Here is a 21231-nt window from a genome sequence, read left to right on the forward strand (position 1 = left end):
ATCAGCCTCGTACCGCCCAGAAGTCCGGGCGGTGCGTGGAGGGTTGACAGTCCGTTTGGCCGGAATATGTTGCATGCAATATGGAACATGTCATCGATTCCGGGGGGTTCTGTGACCGGTTCACACGTACGGCACTGTGATCTGCTGCTGTCCGGCGGCCGGGTCGTCACCGTCGGGGAGCGGCGGGCGGTGTACGAGCCGGGTTCCGTCGCGATCGCCGGCGGCCGCGTCGTGGCGGTCGGCCCCGCCGCCGAGACCGACGCGGCCTGGCGGGCCGCGAGGACCGTGGACTGCCGCAACCGCGCCGTGCTGCCGGGGTTCACGGACGGGCACACCCATCTGTTCCAGTCACTGGCGCGCGGTCTGGGCGAAGGGCTGCCGATCTGGCCGTGGCTGAACGAGTTCATGTGGCCCTACGCGATCGCCGTGGGGTCCGAGGACGCCCGTGTCGCGGCCACCCTGGGCGCGGTGGAGGCGCTGCGCTCGGGGATCACGTCGGTGGTCGACCACCACTACGGGCCCACCGATCCCGGGACCGTGCTCGCGGTGGCGGACGCGATCGAGGCGGCCGGGCTGCGCGGTGCCGTGGCGCGGGGCATGCTCGGGACGAAGACCGCCGTCGCGGCGGCCCGGGGACTTCCGGACGCCCTCTACCGGTACTCGACGGCCGAGGAGCTGGAGCTGACCCGGGCCTGTCTGGAGAAACGGCCGCCCGGGTCGCGGGTGACCGTCTGGCCGGCTCCGCTCAACCTGAGCTACGGGGACCTGGATCTGACGCGGGGCGCGGTGGCGCTGGCGCGCGAGTTCGGCACCCGCTGGCACACCCACTGCTGTGAGGGCGCCAAGGATCCCGCGAGCTTCCTGGAGGCGTACGGCGTACGGCCCGTGGAGTGGCTGGAGCGGGAGGGGCTGCTCGACGCGCGGGCGACGCTCGCGCACGCGATCTGGCTCGACGGCGCCGAAGCCGAGTGGATCGGCGAGCGCGGGGCGGGGGTCGCCCACAACCCGCCGTCCAACGCCTATCTGGCGTCGGGAGTGATGCCGTTGCGGGAGCTGCGGACGGCCGGCGCGACGGTGGCGCTGGGCACGGACGGGCCGAGCGCGGGGCACCGCCAGGACATGTTCGAGGTGATGAAGCAGGCCCTGTTCGCCCGGCGGCTGCACACCCTGGACCCGGCGTCCGTGCGGGCGGAGGAGGTGCTGGAGCTGGCCACCCGTGAGGGTGCCCGCTACGCGGGGACGGGCGCGGGCGAACTGCGGCCCGGGGCCCCGGCCGACGTGGCCGTCGTGGCCCTGGACCGGCCGCACCTGACGCCGCTGCACCGGGTGGTGCCCGCGCTCGTGTACGCGGCGCGCGGCGGGGACGTGGTGATGACGATCGTCGGCGGGCGGGTGGTGTTCGAGGACGGCCGCTGCGTCCTGGTCGACGAGGACGCCCTCTTCGCCGAGGTGCGGGAGCGGGCCGAACACCTCGTGCGGCGGGCCGGGTTCGACGGCCTGCGGGTGCCCTGGCGGTTCTGACTCCCGCACCGCCGGCGGGCCGCGGCCGGTGTCCGCGGCCCGCCGGGTTCTCATGGCTGCCCGTCCGCGGCCCCGTATGTGTGGCACAGACGACGCCCCCTTCGGGCGGGCGGAGGGAGAACGCACATGTCGTTCCGGAAAGCGCGGCGGAGGGGTTCCGACCCGGTGGAGGCGGTGCCGGCCGTGTGGCGGCTGGTGGTGTACGGGGTGCAGCACGTGCTCGCGTTCTACGCGGGGGCGGTGGTGATGCCGCTGCTGGTGGCGGAGGGGCTCGGCCTGGGCGGCGAGGACATCGGGCGGCTGGTGAACGCGTCCCTGCTGACGTGCGGGATCGCCACGCTGCTGCAGTCGGTCGGGCTGCCGGGGGTGGGGATACGGCTGCCCGTGGTGCAGGGCACGTCGACGACGGCGGTGCCGTCGCTGGTCTCGGTGGGGCTGGCGGCGGGCGGGGCCCACGCGGGGCTGCCGACGGTGTTCGGGGCGGTGATCGCGGCGGGGCTGGCGCTCTTCGTGATCGCGCCCGTGTTCAGCAGGCTGGTGCGGTTCTTCCCGCCGCTGGTGACCGGGACGATCGTGACGATCGTCGGGATCACGCTGCTGGCGGTGGCCGCCCGGCAGGTCGGCGGCGGGGACCCGGCCGCGAGCTCCTTCGGCTCCCCCGCCCACCTGGGGCTGGCGGCGGTCACGCTGGGCGTGATCGTGGTCCTGCACAAGGTGTCGCGGGGGTTCCTCGCCACGGTGGCCGTGCTGGTCGGGCTGGCCCTGGGCACGGCCGTCGCGGCACTCGCCGGGCAGGGGGACTTCTCCGGGATCGGCCACTCGCCGTGGGTGGGCATCGCGGCGCCGCTGCACTACGGGACGCCGCAGCTGGACGCGACGGCCGTACTGTCCCTGTTCCTGGTGATGGTCATCATCGCGGTGGAGTCCATCGGGCAGTTCTTCGCCGTCGGGCGGATCGTGGGCCGTGAGGTGGACGGCCGGCAGGTCACCCGGGCACTGCGCGCGGACGGTCTGGCGACCGCCGTGGCCGGCACGCTGAACTCCTTCCCCAGCACGGTGTACTCGCAGAACATCGGGCTGATCCAGCTCACCGGGGTGAAGTCGCGGTGGATCGTCGCGGCGGGCGGCGGGATCATGATGGTGCTCGGGCTCATGCCGAAGGTGGGTGCCGCGGTGGCGGCCATGCCCGCCTCGGTGCTCGGCGGCGCCACCCTGGTGCTGTTCTCCTCGATCGCCGTGGTGGGCGTGCAGATCCTCGGCCGGGCCGACCTGTCCGACCACCGCAACACCGTGCTCGTCGCGGCGAGTCTGGGCATCGGTTTCCTGCCCACCGCCTTCCCGCAGTTCGCCGAGCGGATGCCGGGCCGGCACCTGCATGTGCTGTTCGAGAGCGGCATCATCCTCGGCACGCTCGCGGCCGTCCTGCTCAATCTGTTCTTCCATCACCTCCCGCTTCCGGGAGGCGGGAAAAAGCCGGACGGTTCCGTTGACCCGCCGGAACATTACATGCAACATGTAGGGAATAGCGGGGAGTTGACGGGACAAGGCCACGAGGCGGGCGGGAACGCCCGTCCGTGACAGGGGAGTTGGAGGACATGCCGACACAGAGGTCACCGCGGGCGGTGCGCGGGGAGACGGGGTCCGGGGAGTCGTTCCGGCCGGTGAATCCGGTCTCGGCGGGGAGCCTGCTCGCGGAGCGCGCCTACGAGGAGCTGAAGGGCGCCGTGCTCGCCGGCCGGCTCAGTCCCGGTGACGCCTTGTCCGTGCCGGCGCTCGCCGCCCAGATGGGCATCAGCCGCAGTCCCGTCCGGGAGGCGGTGCAGCGGCTGATCCACGACGGCCTGGCCACGCACGTGGCCCACCGGGGCGCGGTGGTCGCCACCGTCGACATCGAGGACGTGCGGCAGCTGTACGTCGTCCGCGAGGTGATGGAGGGGCTGGCGGCCCGGCTCGCCACCGAGCGCCTCGACGCCGCCCGGGTGGCCGGGCTGCGGGAACTGCTGGAACGGCACGAGGCGCAGGTCGCCTCCGGGTTCGACGAGCGGACCCACACGGACATGGACATGGCCTACCACCGTCTGATCCGGGAGGCCGCCGGGAACAGTCATCTGACGGCGGCGCTCGACACCGTCCAGGGCAAGGCCCATCTGGCGCTGCACTCGCTGTGGCGCAGCCCGGAGGGGGCCCGGCTGGCGGTCGAGGAGCACCGGCGGATCTTCGAGGCGATGGTCTCCGGGGACCCCGACGCCGCGGAGCGGGCCGCCCGGGAGCACATCCGGCGGCTGCGGATCCGGCTCTCCCAGGCGGTCGGGTCCGGGCCGCCGGGTCCGCGGGACGCGGACGCGCCCGTCCGGCCCATCGCCTGAGCGCCGGGGACCGGCCCCGGTCCCCGGACACCGGCCTTCGAGCCCCGCGGCTCGGGCCCCGGCGGGGCGGCCGTCTCTCTCATCCCCTGCGAGAGGAAGTGACCGATCGTGAGGAGCACCATCGGACCGGCCGCGGGCACGCGGCACGGTGTGGGCGAGAGCGTGCGGCGGCCCGACGGGCGGCTGAAGGTCGGCGGCGCGTTCGCGTACGCCTCCGATCTGCGCTGGGACTCCATGGTGTGGGGGGCCACCCTGCGCAGCCCGCACCCGTCGGCGCGGATCGTCCGGCTGGACGCCTCGCAGGCCCGGCTGCTGCCGGGCGTGGTGGCGGTGCTGACGCACGAGGACGTGCCGGGCTCCCCCCGGTACGGGATGAAGGTCGCCGACCAGCCGGTGCTCGCCGCCGGCCGGGTGCGCCACCAGGGCGAACCGGTGGCGCTGGTGGCCGCGGAACACCCCGAGACGGCCCGCCGGGCGCTGCGGCTGATCGACGTGACGTACGAGGAGCTGCCCGCGCTCACCGATCCCGAGGTGGCGGTGGCGGGCGGCGGCCCGCCGGTGCACGAGCGGCGCGTGGACGGCGGCAGCGGCAACGTCGTCCGGCACGTCCGCATCCGCCACGGCGACCTGGCCGAGGCCCGGCGCCTGGCCGAGGTCGTCGTGGCGGGGACGTACGAGGTCGGCATGCAGGACCAGGCGTTCCTCGGCCCGGAGGCGGGGCTGGCGGTACCGGGCGAGGACGGCGGGGTGGACATGTACGTGTCCACCCAGTGGCTGCACGACGACCGGCGCCAGATGTGCGCGGCGCTGGGACTGCCGCCGGAGAAGGTACGGCTGACCCTGTCGGGGGTGGGCGGCGCGTTCGGCGGGCGGGAGGACGTGTCCGTGCAGATCCACGCGGCGATGCTCGCGCTGCACACCGGCCGCCCGGTGAAGATGAGCTACCACCGCGAGGAGTCCTTCTTCGGGCATGTGCACCGGCACCCGGCCAGGATGCGCTTCGAGCACGGCGCCACCCGGGACGGCCGGCTGGTCTACGTGAAGGCGCGGCTGCTGTTCGACGGCGGCGCGTACACGTCCACCTCGCAGGTCGTCATCGCCAACGGCTCCTACTTCGCGGCGGGCGCCTACGACGTGCCGCACGCCGAGATCGACGGCTACGCGGTGTTCACCAACAACCCGCCGTGCGGGGCCATGCGCGGCTTCGGGGCCGTGCAGTCCTGCTACGGCGTGGAGTCCAACCTCGACAGACTCGCCCGCGCGCTGCGGATGGACCCGCTGGAGCTGCGGCTGCGCAACGCGATGACGACGGGCACGGTCCTGCCCACGGGGCAGTCCGTGGACGGCCCGGCACCGGCCGCGGAGCTGCTGTGCCGGCTGCGCGACCGGCCGCTGCCGCCCCCGCCCACCGGGGCGTTCGCCCGTCCCGGCGGGCTGAACAACACCTCGCACGGCGAGGGGGTCCGGCGCGGTGTCGGTTACGCCATCGGGGTGAAGGCCATCGGTTTCTCCGGCGGCGTCGACGACCGGTCGACGGCCCGGGTGCGGCTGTCCCTGGCGGGCGGCGAGCCGGTCGCCGAGGTCCACACGGCCGCCGCCGAGTGCGGGCAGGGCATCGTGACCGTGCAGGCGCAGATCGTCCGGACCGAGCTGGGGGTGGAGCGGGTGGTGGTGCTGCCCGCGGACACCCGGGCGGGCGACGCGGGCTCGTCGTCGGCGTCCCGGATCACCTGGATGAGCGGCGGCGCGGTGCGGGGCGCCTGCCGGGCCGTGCGGGAGCGGCTCGCCGAACGCGGTGACGGGCCGCCGGCCGAGCTGCTGAAGGACGGCCCGGTGGAGGCCGAGTACACCTACGCGCACCGCCGCACGTACCCGATCGACCCCGAACGCGGGCAGGGGGACGCGCACATCGCGTTCGCGTTCGCCGCGCACCGGGCCGTCGTCGACGTCGACACCGAACTGGGACTGGTGAAGGTGGTCGAGCTGGCCACCGCCCAGGACGTCGGCAAGGCGGTGAACCCCCTCGCCGTGGAGGGGCAGATCGAGGGCGGCACCGCGCAGGGACTGGGCCTCGCGCTGATGGAGGAGCTCCAGGTGTCCGGCGGCCGGGTGCGCAACCCGTCGTTCACGGACTACCTCATCCCCACCATCGCGGACATGCCGCCGGTCCCCGTCGACCTGCTCGAACTGCCGCACCCCGACTCGCCGTACGGGCTCAACGGCGTCGGTGAGCCGCCGGCCCTGTCCTCGACCCCGGCCGTCGTCAACGCGCTGCGCGCCGCGACCGGCCGGGAGCTGCCCCGGGTCCCCGTGCGGCCCGACGACTTCCTCGACCTGGAAGGGAGGTGATGCGGGCCCGCCCCCGGGTCCCCCGACGGTTCACCCCGGCCCGGCGGAGGCCCCTTGCGGTCCACCCGCCGCGGACGACGGTCCAGCGACACACGGCCAGAACCTCTTGGGCCTGAACCACTGGGAAGGAACAGCACCTTGATCATCGACACCCACATGCATCCGACGAACATCGTCGACCAGGCGTGGCGGCACGACGGCTCCCCCTTCACGGGCGAGCGCACCCTGGAGATGATGAACGGCCCGTACATGATCAACGGCAAGCCGCGCCGCATCGACTACGGCTGCATCATGCCGCCGCCCGGCAACAGCGTGTGGCAGGACGGGATGCGCACGGGACGCGAGGGCATCCGCGACTACATGTCGTACATCACCGAACTGGTGACGACGTACCCGGACCGGTTCATCGGGAACTTCATGTACAACCCGCGCTTCGGGCCGGAGAACGGGGCGAAGGAACTGGAGTTCCACGTCAAGGAGTACGGCTACAAGATGATGAAGCTGCATGCGAACATGCATGCCTACCGGCCCGACCGGGCGCTGGACTGGCTGCGGCCGGTGCTCCGCGTCTGCGACGAGCTGGGCGTCGTCGTCCTCATCCACACCGGTGACGGGCCGTACTCGATCCCGACGCAGTTCTACCCGGTCATCCGGGAGTTCCGGGACGTCAACTTCATCCTGGCGCACTTCGGGGTGCAGACCGGCGGCGTGTACTGCTTCGAGGCGCTGTACATGATCCTCGACTCGCCGAACGTGTACGGGGAGTCGGGCTGGCTGCTGCAGTCGCGGATCGTGGAGTTCGCGCAGCAGATGGAGCGCCACCAGCTCGTCTTCGGCACCGACTCGCCGCCCAACGAGCCCGGCATGTGGGCGCGGGAGCTGGAGGTGCTGTGCGGCCCGCCGCCGCAGGGCATGAACCTGTCCGAGGAGGACCTGGAGGGCTACCTCGGCAACAACATGGCCAAGCTGCTCGGGCTGAAGCCGACGCCGCCGCCGCGCAACCAGGAGGAGGCGCAGCTGCGGCTGAAGGACACCTACGCCTCGCTGGACACGGCGGGCCCGTCCTCGGTGCGCGCGTAGCCGCGCGGACGCGGCGCTCCCGCCCCGGTGCTGGCCCGGCCCGTACGGCCGTACGGGCCGGGCCAGCCCCGTCGCTCCCCTCCCCCGATCGAGAAACGGGTGCCTCATGCAGCGCATCGGTCATCTTCTGCCCGTCCCCTGTCTCGGCGCCGCCCGGTGGGCCGCCGGGATCTGTGCTCCCGGCTCCGCCGAGACGGTGCATCCGACGGCCCGGGCGGTCCTCCCGGAGGTGCTGTACGGACCGGCGGTGGCCCCGCCCCAGGCGCGGGAACTGCTGCGGGCCGCCGAGCAGCTGGCGCAGGTCGGGGCGGACGCGGTGGTGTGGGGCGGCAGTTCGGCGGATCTGCACGGCGCGGCCCACGCCCGTGCCGTCGCCCGGTGGATCGAGGAGGCGGCGGGGGTCCCGGCCTCGACGGTCACCCTCGGTCAGCTCGGCCTGCTGCGCCGGCAGGGCCTCGGCTCGCTGGCCCTGGTCACGGCCGGTTCCGCCGGCGTCGCGGGCCGCCTCGCCGACACGTACGTCGCCGAGGGGCTGAAGGTGGCCTCCGTCACGGCGCTGGGCCTGCCCACGGCGCGGGAGGCGGCTGAAGTACCGGTGGCGCGGTTGCGCCGGCTGCTGCTGGAGGCGGACGTGCCGGACGCCGAGTGCCTGGTGGTGGCGGGTACGGAGCTGCCGGTGGCGCCGGTGGCGGCGCTGCTGGAGCGGGAGCTGGGCAAGCCGGTGTACGACGGGGCGCGGGTCGCCGTGCGCACGGGCCTGGACCTCGTGGGTCTGGCCGTCGACGCGCCGTCGTGGGGGTCCCTCTTCACGGCGGGCGGGCACACGGGGGTGTGCTGTGACAGCCACTGAGGCCGCCGGGACCGGTCGCGGCCGGGCCCAGGATCTGCGGGGCTTCCTGGCGGCGCTGCGGTCGGCGCACGCCGGTGAGGTGCTCACCGTCGAGGAGGAGGTCGAGGGCGAGGCCCTGGCGGCGCTGGTGGCGGAGCTGGCGTCCCGGGGCCGGGACGAGGTGCTGCTGTGCCCGCGGGTGAAGGGGGCCGGCGCGACGGTCGTCACGAACGTGTTCGCCTCCCGGCGGCGGATCGCGCGGCTGCTCGGCACCGGCCCCGCGGGGCTGCACGGCGCCTACCACGAGGCCGCCGCCCGCGCGGTGGAGCCGCGCGTGGTGCCGGACGGCCCGGTCCTCCAGGCGGTGCGCGAGGGCGCCGCGGTGGATCTCACGGACCCCGCGCAGCTGCCGGTCCTGCGGCACTTCGCCTCCGACCGCGCGCCCTACATCACCGGCGGTGTCGTCGCCGTCGAAGCACCGCCGTACGCCCCCGGACGGGCCGGCAACCTCAGTTTCCACCGCGCCCTGGTGCACAGCCGCACCGAGCTGGCCACCAGCCTGCACTCGCGCGGGCACCTGTGGCAGCTGCTGCGCATGGCGGAGGAACGCGGGGAGCGGCTGCCGGTGGCGATGGTGATCGGCGCGCACCCCCTGTTCCTGCTCGCCGCCTCCGCGCGGGTCGGCCCCGGCACCGACGAACGGGACATCGCCGGGGGGCTGTTCGGAGCGCCCCTGGACGTGGTGCGCACCCCGCGGTACGGCATCCGGGTCCCGGCCGGCGCCGAGATCGTCCTGGAGGGCGCCATCGACCCCGGCCGCCACGCCGACGAGGGCCCCTTCGGCGAGTTCTCCGGCTACTCCTCGCACCGCTCCACCCGCAACGTGCTGACGGTCGAGACGGTGCTGCGCCGACGGGACGCGCTGCTGCTGGACGTGACCGGCGGCAACAGCGCCGACCATCTCAACCTGGCCCGTGTCCCTCGCGAGGCGGACGGTCTGGCGACCGCCGTGGCCGGCACGCTGAACTCCTTCCCCAGCACGGTGTACTCGCAGAACATCGGGCTGATCCAGCTCACCGGGGTGAAGTCGCGGTGGATCGTCGCGGCGGGCGGCGGGATCATGATGGTGCTCGGGCTCATGCCGAAGGTGGGTGCCGCGGTGGCGGCCATGCCCGCCTCGGTGCTCGGCGGCGCCACCCTGGTGCTGTTCTCCTCGATCGCCGTGGTGGGCGTGCAGATCCTCGGCCGGGCCGACCTGTCCGACCACCGCAACACCGTGCTCGTCGCGGCGAGTCTGGGCATCGGTTTCCTGCCCACCGCCTTCCCGCAGTTCGCCGAGCGGATGCCGGGCCGGCACCTGCATGTGCTGTTCGAGAGCGGCATCATCCTCGGCACGCTCGCGGCCGTCCTGCTCAATCTGTTCTTCCATCACCTCCCGCTTCCGGGAGGCGGGAAAAAGCCGGACGGTTCCGTTGACCCGCCGGAACATTACATGCAACATGTAGGGAATAGCGGGGAGTTGACGGGACAAGGCCACGAGGCGGGCGGGAACGCCCGTCCGTGACAGGGGAGTTGGAGGACATGCCGACACAGAGGTCACCGCGGGCGGTGCGCGGGGAGACGGGGTCCGGGGAGTCGTTCCGGCCGGTGAATCCGGTCTCGGCGGGGAGCCTGCTCGCGGAGCGCGCCTACGAGGAGCTGAAGGGCGCCGTGCTCGCCGGCCGGCTCAGTCCCGGTGACGCCTTGTCCGTGCCGGCGCTCGCCGCCCAGATGGGCATCAGCCGCAGTCCCGTCCGGGAGGCGGTGCAGCGGCTGATCCACGACGGCCTGGCCACGCACGTGGCCCACCGGGGCGCGGTGGTCGCCACCGTCGACATCGAGGACGTGCGGCAGCTGTACGTCGTCCGCGAGGTGATGGAGGGGCTGGCGGCCCGGCTCGCCACCGAGCGCCTCGACGCCGCCCGGGTGGCCGGGCTGCGGGAACTGCTGGAACGGCACGAGGCGCAGGTCGCCTCCGGGTTCGACGAGCGGACCCACACGGACATGGACATGGCCTACCACCGTCTGATCCGGGAGGCCGCCGGGAACAGTCATCTGACGGCGGCGCTCGACACCGTCCAGGGCAAGGCCCATCTGGCGCTGCACTCGCTGTGGCGCAGCCCGGAGGGGGCCCGGCTGGCGGTCGAGGAGCACCGGCGGATCTTCGAGGCGATGGTCTCCGGGGACCCCGACGCCGCGGAGCGGGCCGCCCGGGAGCACATCCGGCGGCTGCGGATCCGGCTCTCCCAGGCGGTCGGGTCCGGGCCGCCGGGTCCGCGGGACGCGGACGCGCCCGTCCGGCCCATCGCCTGAGCGCCGGGGACCGGCCCCGGTCCCCGGACACCGGCCTTCGAGCCCCGCGGCTCGGGCCCCGGCGGGGCGGCCGTCTCTCTCATCCCCTGCGAGAGGAAGTGACCGATCGTGAGGAGCACCATCGGACCGGCCGCGGGCACGCGGCACGGTGTGGGCGAGAGCGTGCGGCGGCCCGACGGGCGGCTGAAGGTCGGCGGCGCGTTCGCGTACGCCTCCGATCTGCGCTGGGACTCCATGGTGTGGGGGGCCACCCTGCGCAGCCCGCACCCGTCGGCGCGGATCGTCCGGCTGGACGCCTCGCAGGCCCGGCTGCTGCCGGGCGTGGTGGCGGTGCTGACGCACGAGGACGTGCCGGGCTCCCCCCGGTACGGGATGAAGGTCGCCGACCAGCCGGTGCTCGCCGCCGGCCGGGTGCGCCACCAGGGCGAACCGGTGGCGCTGGTGGCCGCGGAACACCCCGAGACGGCCCGCCGGGCGCTGCGGCTGATCGACGTGACGTACGAGGAGCTGCCCGCGCTCACCGATCCCGAGGTGGCGGTGGCGGGCGGCGGCCCGCCGGTGCACGAGCGGCGCGTGGACGGCGGCAGCGGCAACGTCGTCCGGCACGTCCGCATCCGCCACGGCGACCTGGCCGAGGCCCGGCGCCTGGCCGAGGTCGTCGTGGCGGGGACGTACGAGGTCGGCATGCAGGACCAGGCGTTCCTCGGCCCGGAGGCGGGGCTGGCGGTACCGGGCGAGGACGGCGGGGTGGACATGTACGTGTCCACCCAGTGGCTGCACGACGACCGGCGCCAGATGTGCGCGGCGCTGGGACTGCCGCCGGAGAAGGTACGGCTGACCCTGTCGGGGGTGGGCGGCGCGTTCGGCGGGCGGGAGGACGTGTCCGTGCAGATCCACGCGGCGATGCTCGCGCTGCACACCGGCCGCCCGGTGAAGATGAGCTACCACCGCGAGGAGTCCTTCTTCGGGCATGTGCACCGGCACCCGGCCAGGATGCGCTTCGAGCACGGCGCCACCCGGGACGGCCGGCTGGTCTACGTGAAGGCGCGGCTGCTGTTCGACGGCGGCGCGTACACGTCCACCTCGCAGGTCGTCATCGCCAACGGCTCCTACTTCGCGGCGGGCGCCTACGACGTGCCGCACGCCGAGATCGACGGCTACGCGGTGTTCACCAACAACCCGCCGTGCGGGGCCATGCGCGGCTTCGGGGCCGTGCAGTCCTGCTACGGCGTGGAGTCCAACCTCGACAGACTCGCCCGCGCGCTGCGGATGGACCCGCTGGAGCTGCGGCTGCGCAACGCGATGACGACGGGCACGGTCCTGCCCACGGGGCAGTCCGTGGACGGCCCGGCACCGGCCGCGGAGCTGCTGTGCCGGCTGCGCGACCGGCCGCTGCCGCCCCCGCCCACCGGGGCGTTCGCCCGTCCCGGCGGGCTGAACAACACCTCGCACGGCGAGGGGGTCCGGCGCGGTGTCGGTTACGCCATCGGGGTGAAGGCCATCGGTTTCTCCGGCGGCGTCGACGACCGGTCGACGGCCCGGGTGCGGCTGTCCCTGGCGGGCGGCGAGCCGGTCGCCGAGGTCCACACGGCCGCCGCCGAGTGCGGGCAGGGCATCGTGACCGTGCAGGCGCAGATCGTCCGGACCGAGCTGGGGGTGGAGCGGGTGGTGGTGCTGCCCGCGGACACCCGGGCGGGCGACGCGGGCTCGTCGTCGGCGTCCCGGATCACCTGGATGAGCGGCGGCGCGGTGCGGGGCGCCTGCCGGGCCGTGCGGGAGCGGCTCGCCGAACGCGGTGACGGGCCGCCGGCCGAGCTGCTGAAGGACGGCCCGGTGGAGGCCGAGTACACCTACGCGCACCGCCGCACGTACCCGATCGACCCCGAACGCGGGCAGGGGGACGCGCACATCGCGTTCGCGTTCGCCGCGCACCGGGCCGTCGTCGACGTCGACACCGAACTGGGACTGGTGAAGGTGGTCGAGCTGGCCACCGCCCAGGACGTCGGCAAGGCGGTGAACCCCCTCGCCGTGGAGGGGCAGATCGAGGGCGGCACCGCGCAGGGACTGGGCCTCGCGCTGATGGAGGAGCTCCAGGTGTCCGGCGGCCGGGTGCGCAACCCGTCGTTCACGGACTACCTCATCCCCACCATCGCGGACATGCCGCCGGTCCCCGTCGACCTGCTCGAACTGCCGCACCCCGACTCGCCGTACGGGCTCAACGGCGTCGGTGAGCCGCCGGCCCTGTCCTCGACCCCGGCCGTCGTCAACGCGCTGCGCGCCGCGACCGGCCGGGAGCTGCCCCGGGTCCCCGTGCGGCCCGACGACTTCCTCGACCTGGAAGGGAGGTGATGCGGGCCCGCCCCCGGGTCCCCCGACGGTTCACCCCGGCCCGGCGGAGGCCCCTTGCGGTCCACCCGCCGCGGACGACGGTCCAGCGACACACGGCCAGAACCTCTTGGGCCTGAACCACTGGGAAGGAACAGCACCTTGATCATCGACACCCACATGCATCCGACGAACATCGTCGACCAGGCGTGGCGGCACGACGGCTCCCCCTTCACGGGCGAGCGCACCCTGGAGATGATGAACGGCCCGTACATGATCAACGGCAAGCCGCGCCGCATCGACTACGGCTGCATCATGCCGCCGCCCGGCAACAGCGTGTGGCAGGACGGGATGCGCACGGGACGCGAGGGCATCCGCGACTACATGTCGTACATCACCGAACTGGTGACGACGTACCCGGACCGGTTCATCGGGAACTTCATGTACAACCCGCGCTTCGGGCCGGAGAACGGGGCGAAGGAACTGGAGTTCCACGTCAAGGAGTACGGCTACAAGATGATGAAGCTGCATGCGAACATGCATGCCTACCGGCCCGACCGGGCGCTGGACTGGCTGCGGCCGGTGCTCCGCGTCTGCGACGAGCTGGGCGTCGTCGTCCTCATCCACACCGGTGACGGGCCGTACTCGATCCCGACGCAGTTCTACCCGGTCATCCGGGAGTTCCGGGACGTCAACTTCATCCTGGCGCACTTCGGGGTGCAGACCGGCGGCGTGTACTGCTTCGAGGCGCTGTACATGATCCTCGACTCGCCGAACGTGTACGGGGAGTCGGGCTGGCTGCTGCAGTCGCGGATCGTGGAGTTCGCGCAGCAGATGGAGCGCCACCAGCTCGTCTTCGGCACCGACTCGCCGCCCAACGAGCCCGGCATGTGGGCGCGGGAGCTGGAGGTGCTGTGCGGCCCGCCGCCGCAGGGCATGAACCTGTCCGAGGAGGACCTGGAGGGCTACCTCGGCAACAACATGGCCAAGCTGCTCGGGCTGAAGCCGACGCCGCCGCCGCGCAACCAGGAGGAGGCGCAGCTGCGGCTGAAGGACACCTACGCCTCGCTGGACACGGCGGGCCCGTCCTCGGTGCGCGCGTAGCCGCGCGGACGCGGCGCTCCCGCCCCGGTGCTGGCCCGGCCCGTACGGCCGTACGGGCCGGGCCAGCCCCGTCGCTCCCCTCCCCCGATCGAGAAACGGGTGCCTCATGCAGCGCATCGGTCATCTTCTGCCCGTCCCCTGTCTCGGCGCCGCCCGGTGGGCCGCCGGGATCTGTGCTCCCGGCTCCGCCGAGACGGTGCATCCGACGGCCCGGGCGGTCCTCCCGGAGGTGCTGTACGGACCGGCGGTGGCCCCGCCCCAGGCGCGGGAACTGCTGCGGGCCGCCGAGCAGCTGGCGCAGGTCGGGGCGGACGCGGTGGTGTGGGGCGGCAGTTCGGCGGATCTGCACGGCGCGGCCCACGCCCGTGCCGTCGCCCGGTGGATCGAGGAGGCGGCGGGGGTCCCGGCCTCGACGGTCACCCTCGGTCAGCTCGGCCTGCTGCGCCGGCAGGGCCTCGGCTCGCTGGCCCTGGTCACGGCCGGTTCCGCCGGCGTCGCGGGCCGCCTCGCCGACACGTACGTCGCCGAGGGGCTGAAGGTGGCCTCCGTCACGGCGCTGGGCCTGCCCACGGCGCGGGAGGCGGCTGAAGTACCGGTGGCGCGGTTGCGCCGGCTGCTGCTGGAGGCGGACGTGCCGGACGCCGAGTGCCTGGTGGTGGCGGGTACGGAGCTGCCGGTGGCGCCGGTGGCGGCGCTGCTGGAGCGGGAGCTGGGCAAGCCGGTGTACGACGGGGCGCGGGTCGCCGTGCGCACGGGCCTGGACCTCGTGGGTCTGGCCGTCGACGCGCCGTCGTGGGGGTCCCTCTTCACGGCGGGCGGGCACACGGGGGTGTGCTGTGACAGCCACTGAGGCCGCCGGGACCGGTCGCGGCCGGGCCCAGGATCTGCGGGGCTTCCTGGCGGCGCTGCGGTCGGCGCACGCCGGTGAGGTGCTCACCGTCGAGGAGGAGGTCGAGGGCGAGGCCCTGGCGGCGCTGGTGGCGGAGCTGGCGTCCCGGGGCCGGGACGAGGTGCTGCTGTGCCCGCGGGTGAAGGGGGCCGGCGCGACGGTCGTCACGAACGTGTTCGCCTCCCGGCGGCGGATCGCGCGGCTGCTCGGCACCGGCCCCGCGGGGCTGCACGGCGCCTACCACGAGGCCGCCGCCCGCGCGGTGGAGCCGCGCGTGGTGCCGGACGGCCCGGTCCTCCAGGCGGTGCGCGAGGGCGCCGCGGTGGATCTCACGGACCCCGCGCAGCTGCCGGTCCTGCGGCACTTCGCCTCCGACCGCGCGCCCTACATCACCGGCGGTGTCGTCGCCGTCGAAGCACCGCCGTACGCCCCCGGACGGGCCGGCAACCTCAGTTTCCACCGCGCCCTGGTGCACAGCCGCACCGAGCTGGCCACCAGCCTGCACTCGCGCGGGCACCTGTGGCAGCTGCTGCGCATGGCGGAGGAACGCGGGGAGCGGCTGCCGGTGGCGATGGTGATCGGCGCGCACCCCCTGTTCCTGCTCGCCGCCTCCGCGCGGGTCGGCCCCGGCACCGACGAACGGGACATCGCCGGGGGGCTGTTCGGAGCGCCCCTGGACGTGGTGCGCACCCCGCGGTACGGCATCCGGGTCCCGGCCGGCGCCGAGATCGTCCTGGAGGGCGCCATCGACCCCGGCCGCCACGCCGACGAGGGCCCCTTCGGCGAGTTCTCCGGCTACTCCTCGCACCGCTCCACCCGCAACGTGCTGACGGTCGAGACGGTGCTGCGCCGACGGGACGCGCTGCTGCTGGACGTGACCGGCGGCAACAGCGCCGACCATCTCAACCTGGCCCGTGTCCCTCGCGAGTCGGAGATGGCGCACAAGCTGCGCGAGCGGTTCCCGGAGGTCACGGCGCTCCACTACCCGGCCTCGGGCACCCACTTCCACGCCTACGTGGCGCTGCGTCCGGGCCGGCCGGGGCAGGCCCGGCAGGTCATGCTGGGGCTGCTGGGCTGGGACCCGTACCTGAAGACGGTGGTCGCGGTCGACGACGACGTGGACGTCACGCGTGATGCCGAGGTGCTGTGGGCCCTGGCCACGCACCTCCAGCCGGACCGCGACGTGTTCGTGGTCGACGGCCTGCCCGGCAGCCCGCTGGACCCGTCCTCCTCCCCCGAGGGCACCACGTCCCGGATGGCGCTGGACGCGACCCGCTCCCCCGGCTTCGACGGCGAGCGGATCCGTATCGCGCCGGAGCACCTCGCGGCGGCGCGCCGCCTGCTGGACATCCGCACGCGGCTTCCGGGGGCCGGCGCGCGGCCGGACGGCGCCGGACGGCGGACGGGTCTCCCCGGCCGGCCGGGCGATGACGACACGGAAGGGCCGGGCGGCGCCGGGCCGTCGGGCGGCACGGCGGGGCGTGCCTGCGGCGGGACACCATGCGGCTGATCGTCGGCATGACCGGGGCGACCGGAGCGATCCTCGGCATCCGGCTGCTGGAAACCCTGCGCCCGCTGGCCGGGGTGGAGACCCACCTCGTCCTCAGCCGCTGGGCACGCACCACGATCGAGCTGGAGACGGACCGTACGGCAGGGCAGGTGGCCGCGCTCGCCGACGTCGTGCACCGTCCGGGGGACCAGGCCGCCGCCGTGTCGTCGGGCTCGTTCCGGGCCGACGCCATGGTCGTCGTGCCGTGCAGCATGAAGACGCTCGCCGGGATCCGGGCCGGATACGCGGACGGGCTCATCGGGCGGGCCGCCGACGTCACGCTCAAGGAGCGCCGTCCGCTCGTGCTGGTGCCCCGCGAGACGCCGTTGCACGAGATCCACCTCGAGAACATGCTGGCCCTGGCCCGGATGGGCGTGGCCGTCGTCCCGCCGATGCCCGCCTTCTACGACCGCCCCGCCACCGTCACCGCTCTCGTCGACCACATCGTGGCCCGCGTCCTCGACCAGGTGGGGCTTCCCGGCCCGCCGGTCCCCCGGTGGGCCGGGAAGCCGGACGCGGCCGGCGGCCGGTGACCTGCCGCGCGGCTGCGGTCCGGGCCACGGCCGCCGACCGGGTACGGGCCGGACGGGCGCTCGTCACCCGGGCGCGGACCGGACGGAGCGGAGGAGCACGCGCCGCGCGTGGGCGACGAGCGCGCCGGCCGGCCGTGGGCGGGTCGCCGGTCCGCCCACGGCGGCGGGACGCGGACCGCCCGACGTCACACCCCGACCGCGCCGTCGATCCGTTCGCGGATCAGGTCGGCGTGTCCGTTGTGACGGGCGTACTCCTCGATCATGTGGATGAGCACCCAGCGCAGACAGACCGTGCCCCGCCAGGGGTCGTGGCCCTCGATGCCGAGGTGCGGGGCGTCGGCGACGAAGGCTTTCGCGAAGGCGACCTCGGCGTGCCAGGCCGCCCAGGACGCTGCGACGGCCTCGGGGCCGGCGCCGTCGAAGTCGCCCTCGGGGACCTCTGGGGAGGAGAAGCGCAGCTCGGCGTCGTACCCGGCGAGCACGGCACGGAACCAGCGTCGTTCCACGTCGGCGAGGTGCCGGACGAGGCCGAGCAGGGAGAGCGAGGACGGGGACACGGACCGCAGGGCCATCTCCTGCGGTCCCAGCCCGGAGCACTTCAGCTCCAGAGTGGCGCGCTGGGCGTCCAGCACGGCCACCAGCATGCTCCGCTCGTCACCGGTCGCGGGGCCGGCGAACCGGTGCTCGCTGCCGGTGCCGGTGAACAGTTCGATCCGCCGGTCGGGAATCTTCATGCCCTCATCCTGGCCTCCGGGCGGCCGTTCCCGGTACCCGCGGCGCACTTCCGGTACGTGGCGGTGGGCTCCCGGGACTCGAGCACGGGCCGGCATGGCGGGCGCGGCCCGGGCCGCCCGCGCCCGCCGCGCCTGCCGCACCCGCCGCCTCCCGGCCGGGTCCGGCCGGGAGGCGGCGGGGAGGCGTACGGCACGCTCCCGGCGGAGCGCCTCGCGGGGAGCGTGCCGCCGGACAGGCGGCCGGGGCGGCGCGCGTCCGGCAGGTGACCGCGTACGGCCCCGGACGCGGCGGACCGGGCTTTTCGTCCGGCGTGATCCGGGAACCCGGTCGTCCGCCCGGTTCACTCGACAGACAGGAGGCCATCGTGGCGGACGACCAGCACTCCCGGCAGGACCCCACCACCCGGCACCCCCGCCCCGACTTTCCCCAGCAGGACCAGGCGCACCCGGGCTGGACGGGGCCGATGGACCCGCCGCCCGACCACGGTGAGGAGACGTACCGGGGCTGCGGCCGCCTGGAAGGGCGCAAGGCGGTCGTCACGGGCGGGGACTCCGGTATCGGCCGCGCGGTGGCCCTGGCCTTCGCGCGTGAGGGCGCCGACGTGCTGTTCACCCACCTCGACGAGGAGGAGAGCGACGCACGGGAGACGGCGCGCCTGGTGGAGGGCGCGGGCCGCAAGGCCGTGGCCGTCTCCTGCGACATCCGGGAGGAGGACAACTGCCGCGCGCTGATCGACCGGGCCGTCGCGGAGTTCGGGCGCGTCGACGTCCTGGTGAACAACGCCGCCTACCAGATGGCGCAGCCGGACGGCATCGAGGCGATCCCGACCGAACAGTTCGACCGGGTGATGCGGACCAATCTCTACGGCATGTTCTGGCTGACCAAGTTCGCCCTGCCGCACATGCCCCGGGGCGGCAGCGTCATCAACACCACGTCGGTCCAGGCGTACCAGCCGAGCCCGCATCTGCTGGACTACGCGATGACGAAGGGCGCGATCGTCACCTTCACCCAGGGTCTGGCCCAGATGGTCGCCGGGCGCGGGATCCGCGTGAACGCGGTCGCGCCGGGTCCGGTGTGGACGCCGCTCATCCCCTCGACGCTGCCGGACACGGCGGAGTTCGGCAAGCAGAGCCCGCTGGGGCGGCCGGCCCAGCCGGCCGAGCTGGCCCCCGCGTACGTCTACCTCGCCTCGCAGGAGGCGAGCTTCGTCACCGCGGAGATCCTCAACGCGACCGGCGGAACGCCGCTGCCCTGACATGGGCTCCAGCCCTGACGCGCCCGGGCGTCCCGCAGGGGGGCGCCCGGGCGCGTCAGGCCGCCGCGGTGAAGCAGGCGGCGACGGCCGTGTCCATCCGTGTGTACAGGGCCAGGCGGGGGTAGGCCGCGTCCGCGCGCTCCCCCAGCAGACGCCGCAGCGGGGCGCTCCGGGTGACGACGGACATCGACACGCCGTGGCGGCTGCACAGCTGATGGGCGCGGAGCACGGCGCTGACCGTGGCGTCGCTCGCGGCCGGGTCGGTGAGGTCGACGACGACCGGGGTGGGCACATGCGCTTCGATCAGGTGGGTCATCCGGGTGGACAGCGCTGCCCGCCCGTCGATTCCCGGGTCCCGGTCCACCGTGATGACCAGAACACCGTGCTCCGTGGTGTGTGACAGCATCGCAGTCTCCGTTCCGAGGCCGTGCGGGATGGGTGCCCCGTGAACGTGCCCCGTCATGGATGTGCCATGCACCGGGTCCCGGTGGGACGAGGAGGTCGCGGTGAAGCGGCGGCGGCCGGCCTGTCCGCCGGCTCCCTCGCCCGCCGCCCGGGGAGGACCCCGTCAGGGGCGGGGGCCCGTCAGGGGCGGGGGCCCATGTCCGGGGCGGTGGGCGGCCGGCCGGTGAGGTCGGTGATCAGTTCGGTGCAGAGGTCGCGGAGTTTGAGGTTGCGGTGCTGGGAAGCGGTGCGCAGGATGCCGAAGGCCTCCTCGGCGGTGCAGCGCCGCCGGCCCATGACCACCCCGAGGGCCTGGTCGATGACGCTGCGCGACTGCATCGCGGTACGCATCTGGTCGGCGAACTCCCGGGTGTCGGAGAGGCGCTGGGCCAGTGCGATGCCGCCCGTGGCCTGCGCGGCCAGCGAGCGCAGGGCATCGAGGCCGATGTCCCTGAACGCGTGGGGCGGGCCGGCGTAGAGGTTGAGGGCGCCGGCGGTGCGGGTGCGGGCGGCGATCGGCAGGGAGAGGGAGGAGCGGATACCGCAGGCCGCGGCGTAGACGGGGTAGTCGCCCCAGCGGTCCTCGCGCAGCATGTCGTCGATGACGATTTCCTCTCCGGTGCGCAGGGCCCGCAGGCAGGGTCCGTCGTCCTGGCCGTACTGCTTCTCGTCCAGCTTCGGCGCCGGCGGGCCCGCGCTCACCACCGTCAGGGGCCTGCCGTCGCGTTCCAGGGTCACCCCGGTGCCTTCGACGTGGGACAGCTCCAGTGCGGCGTCGGCCAGGGTCTGCAGGAAGTCTTCCAGTGACTCGGTCTCGAGCAGCCACTGGGTGATCGGGGTGCTGCTGTCGTACGTATGGTCAGCGCTCACCGCACAGTCCTTCGCGGGGGACGGGGTTCTCGTCTCGTGGCCGGTCCGGCACGGACACCTCACCGATGTACCGATCTGCCCCTTATAAGCCACCCTACACAGAGGCGCACGCGGGGCGGCCCTCGATGGGGCCGGGGTCTACAGGACCGTCGGGACCGCTCCGGAGCCGCCGGCCAGACGGGCACGCCGGCCGTGGCGGCAGTGCACGATCCGGTCGCCCAGCCCGATGCCGTCGGCCGCGGTGAGGAACGCGTCCAGCGGCGAGCGCATGACCGTGTAGTCGCCGTAGTGCACGGGCAGGAGCAGGCGGGGGCCGAGGCGCCGCGCGAGCTCCGCTCCCTGCGCTCCGTCCATGGTGACCAGGAAGCCTCCGGGCAGCCGGGTGCCTCCCAGGTGGAGGACGGCCAGGTCGGCGGCCGGGAAGCGGTCGGCGATCTCGTCGAGGCCGTCGTACACCAGCGTGTCGCCCGAGAGGTACAGCCGCAGTGCCACCGGCCCCGCGACGGGACCGAATTCCAGCATGCTCCCCATCACCGGCGGCAGCAGACCGCGCAGCAGCCGGTGACCGGCGTGCCGGCCCGGCAGGGCGGTGACCTTCACCTGGACCCCGCCGCGCCGGAGCGTGAGCGCCTGCCAGGTACGCAGCCCCGCCGTGCGGTGGAAGCCGTGCACGACCTTGAGGCGGCGCGCGGCGTGCGGCGTGGTCAGGACCGGCACCGTGTGGTCCAGCCGTCGGCGGGTCCGGCGGTCCCAGTGGTCCCCGTGCAGGTGGGACAGGACGACTCCGTCGAGGCGGGGGAGCCCGTCCACGTCGAGGGCCGGTTCGGTCAGGCGCCGGCTCAGCAGGCCGTAACCGAGGTAGGCGTACTGCCCGCGGTGCAGGAAGTTGGGGTCGGTGAGCAGGGTGAGCGGGCCGTACCGCAGGAGGACGGTCGCGTTGCCGATGAAGTGGACGTCGAGCACACCGTCGCCGGCGTGCTCCGTGCTCCGTGTCATCGTGCTCCCCTCCGGGCGTCGGAGTGCCCGCGCC

18 protein-coding genes are annotated in these 21231 nt (G+C 74.1%); 14 read left to right on the plus strand and 4 right to left on the minus strand.

The window, feature by feature from the left end; translation table 11 throughout:
- Nucleotides 1-111 precede the first annotated feature (111 nt).
- The 13 genes from ABZ340_RS26745 (at nt 112) to ABZ340_RS26805 (ending at nt 16897) form a co-directional block, all read left to right on the plus strand.
- Nucleotides 112-1521, plus strand: coding sequence for an amidohydrolase (locus ABZ340_RS26745; RefSeq protein ID WP_358784377.1), 1410 nt, complete (start codon nt 112-114; stop codon nt 1519-1521).
- A gap of 126 nt (nt 1522-1647) precedes the next feature.
- Entirely contained in the window at nt 1648-3099 is a 1452-nt protein-coding gene (locus ABZ340_RS26750; RefSeq protein WP_358784378.1) for a nucleobase:cation symporter-2 family protein, read from the plus strand.
- A gap of 17 nt (nt 3100-3116) precedes the next feature.
- Nucleotides 3117-3887, plus strand: a complete 771-nt coding sequence (locus tag ABZ340_RS26755) for a GntR family transcriptional regulator (protein ID WP_358784379.1) — start codon at nt 3117-3119, stop codon at nt 3885-3887.
- A 108-nt stretch (nt 3888-3995) separates the two neighbouring features.
- The gene (locus tag ABZ340_RS26760; protein ID WP_358784380.1) at nt 3996-6236 is read left to right on the plus strand and encodes a molybdopterin cofactor-binding domain-containing protein; all 2241 of its coding nucleotides are present in this window, start codon (nt 3996-3998) and stop codon (nt 6234-6236) included.
- A 138-nt stretch (nt 6237-6374) separates the two neighbouring features.
- Nucleotides 6375-7316: an amidohydrolase family protein gene (locus ABZ340_RS26765; protein WP_358784381.1), complete on the plus strand. Its 942-nt coding sequence runs from the start codon at nt 6375-6377 to the stop codon at nt 7314-7316.
- A 106-nt stretch (nt 7317-7422) separates the two neighbouring features.
- Nucleotides 7423-8166, plus strand: coding sequence for a hypothetical protein (locus ABZ340_RS26770; RefSeq protein ID WP_358784382.1), 744 nt, complete (start codon nt 7423-7425; stop codon nt 8164-8166).
- Complete coding sequence (locus ABZ340_RS26775; RefSeq protein ID WP_358784383.1) at nt 8153-9709, plus strand: solute carrier family 23 protein; 1557 nt, start codon at nt 8153-8155, stop codon at nt 9707-9709. Before ABZ340_RS26770 ends, ABZ340_RS26775 begins: the two co-directional genes overlap by 14 nt.
- A 17-nt stretch (nt 9710-9726) precedes the next feature.
- Nucleotides 9727-10497 (plus strand): GntR family transcriptional regulator, encoded by a 771-nt coding sequence (locus ABZ340_RS26780; RefSeq protein ID WP_358784379.1) that lies wholly within the window; start codon nt 9727-9729, stop codon nt 10495-10497.
- A gap of 108 nt (nt 10498-10605) precedes the next feature.
- Nucleotides 10606-12846: a molybdopterin cofactor-binding domain-containing protein gene (locus ABZ340_RS26785; protein WP_358784380.1), complete on the plus strand. Its 2241-nt coding sequence runs from the start codon at nt 10606-10608 to the stop codon at nt 12844-12846.
- Nucleotides 12847-12984: 138 nt separating this feature from the next.
- Complete coding sequence (locus tag ABZ340_RS26790) at nt 12985-13926, plus strand: amidohydrolase family protein (protein WP_358784381.1); 942 nt, start codon at nt 12985-12987, stop codon at nt 13924-13926.
- A 106-nt stretch (nt 13927-14032) separates the two neighbouring features.
- The gene (locus ABZ340_RS26795) at nt 14033-14776 is read left to right on the plus strand and encodes a hypothetical protein (RefSeq protein ID WP_358784382.1); all 744 of its coding nucleotides are present in this window, start codon (nt 14033-14035) and stop codon (nt 14774-14776) included.
- Complete coding sequence (locus ABZ340_RS26800; RefSeq protein WP_358784384.1) at nt 14763-16325, plus strand: UbiD family decarboxylase; 1563 nt, start codon at nt 14763-14765, stop codon at nt 16323-16325. Before ABZ340_RS26795 ends, ABZ340_RS26800 begins: the two co-directional genes overlap by 14 nt.
- On the plus strand, nt 16316-16897 hold the full coding sequence (locus tag ABZ340_RS26805; RefSeq protein WP_358784385.1) for a UbiX family flavin prenyltransferase: 582 nt from the start codon (nt 16316-16318) through the stop codon (nt 16895-16897). Before ABZ340_RS26800 ends, ABZ340_RS26805 begins: the two co-directional genes overlap by 10 nt.
- A gap of 185 nt (nt 16898-17082) precedes the next feature.
- Here the strand turns inward: ABZ340_RS26805 and ABZ340_RS26810 are convergent, their stop codons facing one another.
- Complete coding sequence (locus ABZ340_RS26810) at nt 17083-17631, minus strand: DinB family protein (RefSeq protein ID WP_358784386.1); 549 nt, start codon at nt 17629-17631, stop codon at nt 17083-17085.
- 365 nt (nt 17632-17996) lie between these two features.
- Between ABZ340_RS26810 and ABZ340_RS26815 the strand changes: the two genes are divergently transcribed.
- Nucleotides 17997-18887, plus strand: a complete 891-nt coding sequence (locus ABZ340_RS26815; RefSeq protein WP_358784387.1) for an SDR family oxidoreductase — start codon at nt 17997-17999, stop codon at nt 18885-18887.
- Between the two features lie 55 nt (nt 18888-18942).
- Here ABZ340_RS26815 and ABZ340_RS26820 read toward each other — a convergent pair whose 3' ends face one another.
- The 3 genes from ABZ340_RS26820 to ABZ340_RS26830 all read right to left on the minus strand — a co-directional run bounded on the left by ABZ340_RS26820 (nt 18943) and on the right by ABZ340_RS26830 (nt 21197).
- Entirely contained in the window at nt 18943-19293 is a 351-nt protein-coding gene (locus ABZ340_RS26820) for a hypothetical protein (protein ID WP_358784388.1), read from the minus strand.
- A 179-nt stretch (nt 19294-19472) separates the two neighbouring features.
- Nucleotides 19473-20201 (minus strand): GAF and ANTAR domain-containing protein, encoded by a 729-nt coding sequence (locus tag ABZ340_RS26825; protein WP_358784389.1) that lies wholly within the window; start codon nt 20199-20201, stop codon nt 19473-19475.
- A gap of 138 nt (nt 20202-20339) precedes the next feature.
- Nucleotides 20340-21197 (minus strand): MBL fold metallo-hydrolase, encoded by an 858-nt coding sequence (locus ABZ340_RS26830; protein ID WP_358784390.1) that lies wholly within the window; start codon nt 21195-21197, stop codon nt 20340-20342.
- Nucleotides 21198-21231 lie beyond the last annotated feature (34 nt).

Origin of the sequence: Streptomyces sp. NPDC006134 (assembly GCF_040628835.1) — a bacterium.
Lineage (GTDB): Bacteria > Actinomycetota > Actinomycetes > Streptomycetales > Streptomycetaceae > Streptomyces.

Excerpts from the sequence above, each read along its gene's own strand:
- ABZ340_RS26820 (WP_358784388.1), bottom strand. The coding sequence starts at position 19,293 with ATGCTGTCACACACCACGGAGCACGGTGTTCTGGTCATCACGGTGGAC.
- ABZ340_RS26780 (WP_358784379.1), top strand. The coding sequence starts at position 9,727 with ATGCCGACACAGAGGTCACCGCGGGCGGTGCGCGGGGAGACGGGGTCC.
- ABZ340_RS26810 (WP_358784386.1), bottom strand. The coding sequence starts at position 17,631 with ATGAAGATTCCCGACCGGCGGATCGAACTGTTCACCGGCACCGGCAGC.
- ABZ340_RS26770 (WP_358784382.1), top strand. The coding sequence starts at position 7,423 with ATGCAGCGCATCGGTCATCTTCTGCCCGTCCCCTGTCTCGGCGCCGCC.
- ABZ340_RS26750 (WP_358784378.1), top strand. The coding sequence starts at position 1,648 with ATGTCGTTCCGGAAAGCGCGGCGGAGGGGTTCCGACCCGGTGGAGGCG.
- ABZ340_RS26795 (WP_358784382.1), top strand. The coding sequence starts at position 14,033 with ATGCAGCGCATCGGTCATCTTCTGCCCGTCCCCTGTCTCGGCGCCGCC.
- ABZ340_RS26830 (WP_358784390.1), bottom strand. The coding sequence starts at position 21,197 with ATGACACGGAGCACGGAGCACGCCGGCGACGGTGTGCTCGACGTCCAC.
- ABZ340_RS26805 (WP_358784385.1), top strand. The coding sequence starts at position 16,316 with ATGCGGCTGATCGTCGGCATGACCGGGGCGACCGGAGCGATCCTCGGC.
- ABZ340_RS26755 (WP_358784379.1), top strand. The coding sequence starts at position 3,117 with ATGCCGACACAGAGGTCACCGCGGGCGGTGCGCGGGGAGACGGGGTCC.